This window comes from Paraburkholderia dipogonis, from assembly GCF_046027395.1.
GTDB lineage: Bacteria > Pseudomonadota > Gammaproteobacteria > Burkholderiales > Burkholderiaceae > Paraburkholderia > Paraburkholderia dipogonis_A.
The window spans coordinates 1-254 of sequence record NZ_JAQQEG010000144.1; the positions used below are offsets into that span (position 1 = coordinate 1).

At 56.3% G+C, this 254-nt stretch carries 1 protein-coding gene; it reads left to right on the forward strand.

Translation table 11 applies throughout. The features are described from left to right. Window positions 1–254: efflux RND transporter permease subunit (locus PQR32_RS42240; RefSeq protein ID WP_408241851.1), on the forward strand; the 254-nt coding region annotated here is incomplete at both ends.

Sequence of the window (254 nt, forward strand, 5' to 3'; positions counted from 1 at the left end):
CCGATTGTCGCCATTGCACTGACTCTCGTAGCCGTGTTCGTGCCGTTGGCATTCATGTCGGGTTTGACCGGTCAGTTCTACAAGCAGTTCGCAATGACCATTGCGATTTCGACCGTCATTTCGGCCTTCAACTCGCTCACCCTGTCTCCGGCGCTGTCGGCCTTGCTGCTCAAGGACCATCACGCGCCAAAAGACTGGCTCACGCGAGCCATGGACCGCATCCTTGGACCGTTCTTCAACGTGTTCAACAAGGT